This is a genomic window from Kitasatospora sp. NPDC056783 (genome assembly GCF_042789895.1).
GTDB lineage: Bacteria > Actinomycetota > Actinomycetes > Streptomycetales > Streptomycetaceae > Kitasatospora.
In genome coordinates this window covers 1-7,260 of the sequence record NZ_JBHUAF010000420.1, presented here as the reverse complement: position 1 = coordinate 7,260, position 7,260 = coordinate 1, and the positions used below count along the sequence as shown (strand labels likewise).

6 protein-coding genes are annotated in these 7,260 nt (G+C 74.3%); 4 read left to right on the top strand and 2 right to left on the bottom strand.

All coding sequences use genetic code 11. From position 1 onward, the window contains the following. Positions 1 to 78 precede the first annotated feature (78 nt). Both ACFRMQ_RS35600 and ACFRMQ_RS35595 read right to left on the bottom strand, forming a co-directional pair. Positions 79 to 960, bottom strand: a complete 882-nt coding sequence (locus ACFRMQ_RS35600; protein WP_380734952.1) for a peptidase — start codon at positions 958 to 960, stop codon at positions 79 to 81. A 2-nt stretch (positions 961 to 962) separates the two neighbouring features. Then, positions 963 to 2,285 carry a VWA domain-containing protein gene (locus tag ACFRMQ_RS35595; RefSeq protein WP_380734951.1) on the bottom strand — a complete coding sequence of 441 codons (1,323 nt, stop codon included), beginning with the start codon at positions 2,283 to 2,285 and terminating at the stop codon, positions 963 to 965. 164 nt (positions 2,286 to 2,449) lie between these two features. On the opposite strand from ACFRMQ_RS35595, the gene ACFRMQ_RS35590 reads away from it, so the two are divergent. The 4 genes from ACFRMQ_RS35590 to ACFRMQ_RS35575 all read left to right on the top strand — a co-directional run bounded on the left by ACFRMQ_RS35590 (position 2,450) and on the right by ACFRMQ_RS35575 (position 7,232). Then, positions 2,450 to 3,301 carry an ATP-binding cassette domain-containing protein gene (locus tag ACFRMQ_RS35590; RefSeq protein WP_380734953.1) on the top strand — a complete coding sequence of 284 codons (852 nt, stop codon included), beginning with the start codon at positions 2,450 to 2,452 and terminating at the stop codon, positions 3,299 to 3,301. Further along, positions 3,298 to 3,984 carry an ABC transporter gene (locus ACFRMQ_RS35585; protein ID WP_380734950.1) on the top strand — a complete coding sequence of 229 codons (687 nt, stop codon included), beginning with the start codon at positions 3,298 to 3,300 and terminating at the stop codon, positions 3,982 to 3,984. The genes ACFRMQ_RS35590 and ACFRMQ_RS35585 overlap by 4 nt, the downstream gene beginning before the upstream one ends. A gap of 211 nt (positions 3,985 to 4,195) precedes the next feature. After that, positions 4,196 to 5,686 (top strand): amino acid permease, encoded by a 1,491-nt coding sequence (locus tag ACFRMQ_RS35580; protein ID WP_380734949.1) that lies wholly within the window; start codon positions 4,196 to 4,198, stop codon positions 5,684 to 5,686. Positions 5,687 to 5,813: 127 nt separating this feature from the next. Further along, positions 5,814 to 7,232 (top strand): glycosyltransferase 87 family protein, encoded by a 1,419-nt coding sequence (locus ACFRMQ_RS35575; RefSeq protein ID WP_380734948.1) that lies wholly within the window; start codon positions 5,814 to 5,816, stop codon positions 7,230 to 7,232. Positions 7,233 to 7,260 lie beyond the last annotated feature (28 nt).

Here is a 7,260-nt window from a genome sequence, read left to right as displayed (position 1 = left end):
GACCGCGGTCGGCGTCGGGGCGGGGCCGGCCGGAACGACGTCCGGCCGGCCCCTCCGGGGCTTTCTCGGGGGCGCGCCTCAGGGGCGGTCCGAGCCGGCGTAGTGGCCGCCCGGGTGGGAGCCCTGGGACGGGACGGCGCCGTAGTGGCCGGGCCGGTGGCCGCGCGGGTGCCGGGTCAGGTTGTAGCCGAGGACGCCGGCCAGCGCGGCCAGGCAGCCGCCGCCGATCGTCCAGTACCAGCGGCTGTTCCAGCCGGAGAACCAGCCGGTGTACCAGTGCTCCTCCTGCGCCACCGGGGCGGCCGCCTTGGCCGTACTGGCGCCGCCGCCGGCCGGCGGGACCAGCGGGGCCTTCAGCTCGCCGCCCTCCGGCTGGGCGTTGTCGGCGTCGCCCTTGGCGGCGACGTGCAGCCGGACCGAGGAGGCCAGACCGAGGTCCGGCTGCGGGACGTCGCTGACCGACAGCCGCACGTAGTAGGTGCCGGGCAGCGGATCGCCGGACCAGGGCTCGGCCCAGGTGCGGACCTCGCGCAGGGTGCAGTCCAGCGTCAGCGTGGTGGCGGCCTGCTCGGCGGTGGCGTTCTGGGTGCCGGCGGTGCACGACTGGCGGCGGCGCAGGCCGTCGAAGACCTCGACGGACCAGGTCTGCGGGCCGTGCCGGTCGGTCGAGGGAGCCAGGTTGACGGTCAGACCGACCGTCGGGGTCTGGCCCTCGGAGGCGCCGAACGCCCAGTAGAGGTAGTCGCCGGTGGAGACGGCGACGTTGGCGTCCTGGCCGGGGGAGAGGTTGACCGCGGTCAGGAAGGAGGTGCCGGCCTTGGTGGCGGGCGCCGGGGCGCCGCTCGCGCTGGCCGAGGGGGACGGCGAGGCGGCCGAGGCGGCCGGGGCGCCCAGGGCGCTCAGGGCCAGGGCGGGCAGCAGGGCGAGAGCGGCGAGGGCGCCGCGGATCGTCGTACGCATGGTCAGTTCTCCCGCCAGACGGAGATGCGCCAACGCGCGATCCAGCCGAAGACCAGACCGAAGGCCAGGCCGGCCAGGGTGAGGGTGAGCAGCAGGATCCAGCCGCGGCCGAGGCCCATCGCGGCGCCTTCCGGGGCGGGCGAGGAGGAGGCCAGGTCGACGGTCAGCTCCAGCGGCAGGCCGGGGTCGGCCAGGACGCCGGTCTGCGGGGCCAGCGAGTTGCTGACGACCAGGCAGACGGTCGTCTCCGGCTTGGCGCTCGACGTGGCGGTCGGGCTCGCGGTGACGTAGCCCTTGGAGTCGTTCGTGGACCAGCGCAGGCCGGTGGAGACGACGTCGGTGCGGCCGCTGCCCGCGTCGGTGCCGCGGACCAGCTCCTGGCCGGCCGCGCTGGTGGCCTGGAGCAGCACCCCGTAGTCCCTGGCCACCGGGCGGTCGAGGGCCACGCTGACCGAGGCGCGCAGCTCCTGGCCGGACTTGACCGGGACCTTGTAGACGCGGTGCTCGGAGAACTTCTCGCGGTCGGTGTAGACGCCCGGGGCGAGCACCGGGGCGTTCTCGCACTTGTCGGTGCCGGTGGTCTTGACCGGGGTCACCGTGTAGGTGTCGTTGGAGCGGTCGACCAGCTGCTTCACCTTGTCGGTGAGCTGCTCCTGGGTGCGGACGTCGGTGTAGGTGCCGCCGGTCGCGTTGGCGATGCAGAGCAGCTGCTGGCGGGTCTTGTCGTCGTGGGCCAGGCCCAGGGTGTCGACGACCAGGTGGATGCCCTGGGAGGCGAGCTCGCGGGCGACGTCACAGGGGTCGGGCGGGGTGCAGGTGTCCTCGCCGTCGGTGATCAGCACCACGCGGCGGGTGGTCTCTCCCTTGCCGAGGTCCTGGGCGGCGCCGCGCAGCGCCAGGCCGATCGGGGTGAAGCCGGTGGGCCGCAGGGTGGCGACGGCGGTCTTGGCCTCGACCTTGTCGGTCCTGCCGACCGGGTAGAGCTGCTTGGTGTCCTGGCAGCCCTGGGTCTTGTCGTTGCCGGGGTAGGTCGCGCCCAGGGTGCGGATGCCGAACTCGGTCTCTGCGGGCAGCGCGTCGATCACCTCGTTCAGCGACTGCTGGGCCACCGAGATGCGGCTCTTGCCCTGGATGTCCGCCTCCCGCATGGAGCCGCTGACGTCCAGGACGAGGTCGACCCGGGGAGCCTCCTTGGTCGCGGGAGCGGCCCCGGCTGATGGTTCGTCGGCGTGGGCGGGCAGGCCGAGGAGCAGCGAGGCCCCCGTTATCGCCAGGGCCGCCAGCAGGCTGCCGAGCCTGGTCTGTGGTCGTCGTCCGGTATTCACCCGTTGATCCTAGGGAGCATCAGTTCGTCGTGGCGAAACGAGTCCGGATCGTGCCTCGATCCGCTCGGTCGTGAACTCCGGCGCGCGGCAGCGGAATTCGTTCACGCCGGCCTTATCCGGGATGGATAGCCTTCCGTGCACAACGGACCGGAGCGGGGGGCGTGATGGAGCTGACAGCGGTCGGCAAGCGGTACGGCCGGCGGGGGCGGTGGATCCTGCGCGGGGTCGATCTGGCGCTCGGGCCGGGCGAGTTGGTGCGGATCGCCGGGCGGAACGGGAGCGGAAAGTCGACGCTGCTGCGGCTGGCCGCCGGGATCGAGCGGCCGAGCGCCGGGCGGGTGCGGCGGCCCGGGCCGGCGGCGTACGTGCCCGAGCGCTTCCCGCCGGCGCTGCCCTTCGACGCCGCCTCCTACCTGCTGCGGGTGGGCCGGGTGCACGGGCTGTCGGCGGAGCGGGCGCGGCGGCGGGCCGGAGAGTGGCTGGACCGGTTCGGCATCGCGGACCGGGCGGGCACGCCGCTGAGCCGGCTGTCGAAGGGCACCTGCCAGAAGGTCGCGGTCGCCCAGGCGCTGCTGCCGGAGGCGCGGGTGCTGTTACTGGACGAGGCCTGGACGGGGCTGGACCCGGAGGCCCGGTCGGTGCTGGACGAGGCGGCCGCCGAGCGGGCGGCGGCGGGCGGCACGGTGCTGTTCGTCGACCACGACCCGGCCCGGCTGGCCGGGCTGACCAGCGCGGCGTACCGGGTCGGCGCGGACGGCGCGCTGCGGCCCGTCGAGGAGGAGGCGGTGGAGCCGGTGGCGGACGGCCCGGTGATGGAGGTCGAGGTGGACGTCCCGGACGGCGCCCCGCTGCCCCCGCTGCTGCCCGGATCGCCGGAGGTGACCGCGCTGGCCGGGACGGCGGTGCGGCTGGCCGTGCCGGCCGCGCACTCGGACGCGCTGCTGCGCCGGCTGCTGCTGGGCCGCCCGGCCGTCCGGGTCCTCGCGGTGCGGCGGCGGGCGGAGGGCGGGCGGTGACGGCGCGGGTCGGTGCGCTCACCCGGTACCACCTGGAGCTGCTGCTGCGCTCGCACGCCTGGCTGCCGCCGTTCCTGGCGTACGCGCTGCTGCTGGTGATCGGGGTGGCGGTGGGCGATCCGCTGCTGGGCGGCCTCGGCTTCGGCGCGGGGGTGCTGCTGCCGGTGAGCGCCTGGTACGTGCGCAGCGTGCTGAGCGCGGAGCCGTCGGCCTCGCGGGCCTGTCTGGTGGCGGCGGCGGGGCCGGTCCGGGTGCACCTGGGCGCGCTGCTGGCGGCGCTGACGGTGTCGCTGGTGCTGGCGGTCGGACAGGTGGCGGCGGTGTGGTGGACCAGCGGGCCGGTGGCCGACGCGGGGGCGCGGCAGGATCCGGGGGCCGGGGCGGCGGTGTCGGCCGGGTTGGCGGCCTCGGTGGTCTGCGCGCTGCTGGGGGTGCTGGCCGGGGCGCTGGCCAACCGGCCGGTGCTGGTCCATCCGCAGTACGGCATCCCGGCGGCGCTGGCGCTGGCCACGCTGCTGCTGGTGGTGCCGGCCTCGCCGGCCAACGCGGCGGTGCGCGGCCTGGTGTCGGCGGCCCGGACCGGTGAGGTCGCGGTGCCCTGGGGGAGCCTGCCGGCCTCGGTCGTGCTGCTGGCCGCGGCCGGTGCGGGGGTGGCGGCGCTGGCCGGCCGGCGGCCGGAGTGAGGGCGCGGCCGAGCGGGCGATGTTCCGGTCGCGAACGGACCGACTTGTGCATTGTTATGCATTCATCCGTACAATGAACCGGTTGGGACTGTTCGTTTGCGATACCGGTGCTTTCGACGGGTACTGCCCCACGTTCGTTCGGTTGGTCCCCGATGATCCCCCCCCGGCAGGGCTGCCGACGCACCCTCCCCCGCTCAGAAGGACCGCGGTTTTGGCCAGCAACACCCTCGGCACGCGTCTGCTGCGACGCAAGCCCGTCTCGACCCTGATCGCCGAGACCGAAGGCAACGACGTCCCCCCGGCCGGCGCGCCCGAGGAGGGCGGGCGCTCCGGCATCCACCTGCGCCGCTCGATCGGCCTGTGGCAGCTGTCCTCGATCGGCATCGGCGCCACCATCGGCACCGGCATCTTCTTCGTGCTGAACACCGCCGTGCCCTCGGCCGGACCGGCCGTCATCCTGTCCTTCGTGATCGCCGCGATCACCGCCGGGCTCACCGCGCTCTGCTACGCCGAGATGGCCTCCGCGATCCCGGCCTCCGGCTCCTCGTACTCCTACGCGTACGCCACCCTCGGCGAGGGCGTGGCGTTCGGCGTCGGCATCTGCCTGCTGATGGAGTACGGCGTCTCCGCCTCCGCGATCGCGGTGACCTGGGCCGAGTACCTGAACAAGTTCTTCAGCCTGGCCTTCGGCTTCACGATCCCCGAGGAGTTCTCCGGCGCGCCGGACGCCACCCACTGGTTCAACCTGCCGGCGCTGCTGCTGGTCGCCATGGTCTGCGTCCTGCTGATCCGCGGCGTGAGCGAGTCGGCCAAGGTCAACGCGGTGATGGTCGCCACCAAGATCGTGATCCTGCTGATGTTCGTCTGCGTGGCGCTCACCGGCTTCCACTCCGGCAACCTGACCCCGTTCATGCCGCTGGGCATCGGCGGCGTCCAGATCGCGGCCTCCAGCATCTTCTTCTCGTTCATCGGCCTGGACGCCGTGTCCACCGCCGGCGAGGAGGTCAAGAACCCGCGCCGCACCCTGCCGATGGCGATCATCATCTCGCTGGTCGTGGTGACCCTGCTCTACATCCTGGTCGCCGTGGCGGGCATCGGCGCCCAGTCGTGGACCAAGTTCCAGGGCCAGGAGGCCGGCCTCGCCCAGATCCTCCAGGACATCACCGGCCAGAGCTGGCCGGCGATCCTGTTCGCGATCGGCGCGATCGTCTCGATCTTCAGCGTCACCCTCGTGGTGATCTACGGCCAGACCCGCATCCTGTACTCCATGGGCCGCGACGGCATGCTGCCCAAGCGCTTCGCCGAACTCTCCCCGCGCACCGGAACCCCGGTCTGGAACACCGTCGTGGTCGGCCTCGGCGTGGGCGCGCTGGCCGCGTTCATCCCGCTGCGGGTGCTGGCCGACATCACCTCGCTCGGCACCCTGGTGGCCTTCTCGGTGGTCTCGATCGGGGTGATCGTGCTGCGCCGCACCCAGCCCGACCTGCCGCGCGGCTTCAAGGTGCCCGGTTACCCGGTCGTCCCGCTGATCAGCGTCGGCTTCTGCGTCTACCTGATCACCGGCCTGCACGCCGACACCTTCCGGGCCGGCGCGATCGCCCTCGTCGTGGCCCTGGTGGTGTACTTCGGCTACAGCATCAGGCACTCCCGGCTGGAGCAGCCGGAGCAGCCGTCCGCCCCCACGGACGGCGCCGCCGGCTGACCCGGAGGCGAATCCCGTGTGAAGGGCCGCCGACCGCCGCGGCACCCGGCGGCCCTTTCACGCCAACGCCAGTCCGGTGTCCGCCGTCGTGGCGACACGGCCCGGCCGCCGCCCCTAACCTTCCACCATGGTGAGCACCCGCACGCCCGGCTACTCCCGCCCGCGCGGCCGCATCACCGGCCGCGGCAGAACGCCGGCCCAGACCTCCGCGACCGAGGCGCCGTCCGGCCCCGGACGCCGGCCGCGCGGTTTCTCCGTCCGGCGGCTCCCCCGCCAGCGCGTCGAGAGCACCTTTCCGCCCACGCCCGGTCGGTTGAATCCCACCAGGCTCGCCACGCTCGCCTCGATGCGGACCGTCCACCTGCTCGGCTGCCTGATCGCGGCCGGCTGGGCCGCCGCCTTCCCGCTCGTCTCCGACCTGCCCAACCAGCGGCTCTGGGGGATGGTCGCGGCCCCCGCCTACGTCCTGGCCGGAGTGCTCTGCCTGACCCTGCCACGCCGCTTCGCGGCCCGCGCCGCCGCCTCGGTCGCCCTCCTCGGGGCCGTCCTGGTACCGCTCGGGCTGCTCGCCCTGCACGGCCGCCACCAGTCCGAGGTCATGGTGGTCGAGCGCTCGGCCCACCTGCTGCTCACCACCGGCACCCCCTACCTGCCGCACCCGGTGGTGGTCACCGACTACAACCCGTACCTGCCGGCGATGTCCCTGTTCGGGATGCCGCGGCAGCTGCTCGGCGACTCCACCGCCTTCGCGAGGGTCGCCGGGGACGCCCGGATCTGGTTCGCGCTGACCTTCCTCGCCTGCCTGCTGGCCGCCTGGCGGCTGCTGCGGCCGTCCAGGGAACGGGCGCCGCTGCTGCCGCTGGCCGTCCTCACCGCCTCGCCGCTGATCGCGCTCGCCCTGGTGGTCGGCGGGGTGGACCTGCCGCTGATCGGGGTCTGCTGCCTGGCCATGGCGCTCGCCGAACGGGACCGCACGGTCGCCGCCGGGCTCGTGCTCGCCCTGGCCTGCACCCTGAAGTGGACGGCCTGGCCCGCGCTGCCGGTGGCCGTCCTGCTGCTCTGGCGGCTCTACGGGCGGCGGCCCGCGGCCCGGACCGCGCTGATCGGCGTCGGGGCGAGCGCGGCGGTGATCCTGCCCGCCGCGCTGGCCCAGGCGGACGCGCTGCGCGAGCAGGTGGTGCGCTTCCCGCTCGGGATGACGGCGATCCGCACCCCGGCGGGCAGCCCGCTGCCGGGCAAGGTGCTGGCCGGCTTCGGGCCGACCGGGCACGCGATCTCGCTGTCGCTGATGACGGTGGCCCTGATCGGGGTGGCGATCTGGCTGCTGGCCCGGCCGCCGGTGTCCGCGATCGCCGCGGCCGACCTGCTGGCCGCCGGGCTCGCGATCGCCTTCATGCTCGCCCCGGCCGGGCGGTTCGGGTACTTGGCGCTGCCGGTGGTGCTGGTGATCTGGCCGAGGCTGGCGGCCCGGCGCTGGAGCAGCCGGCGCCCGGTCCGGCTGTTCCCGGTGCGGCGACGGCCGCTGCCCGCGCTGCCGAGGAGCTGACGGCCCGGGAAGCCGACGGGGGGAACGC

What these genes read in the sequence shown, in the direction of transcription:
- ACFRMQ_RS35600 (WP_380734952.1), bottom strand. Translation starts at nt 960, where the DNA reads ATGCGTACGACGATCCGCGGCGCCCTCGCCGCTCTCGCCCTGCTGCCC.
- ACFRMQ_RS35590 (WP_380734953.1), top strand. Translation starts at nt 2,450, where the DNA reads ATGGAGCTGACAGCGGTCGGCAAGCGGTACGGCCGGCGGGGGCGGTGG.
- ACFRMQ_RS35575 (WP_380734948.1), top strand. Translation starts at nt 5,814, where the DNA reads ATGGTGAGCACCCGCACGCCCGGCTACTCCCGCCCGCGCGGCCGCATC.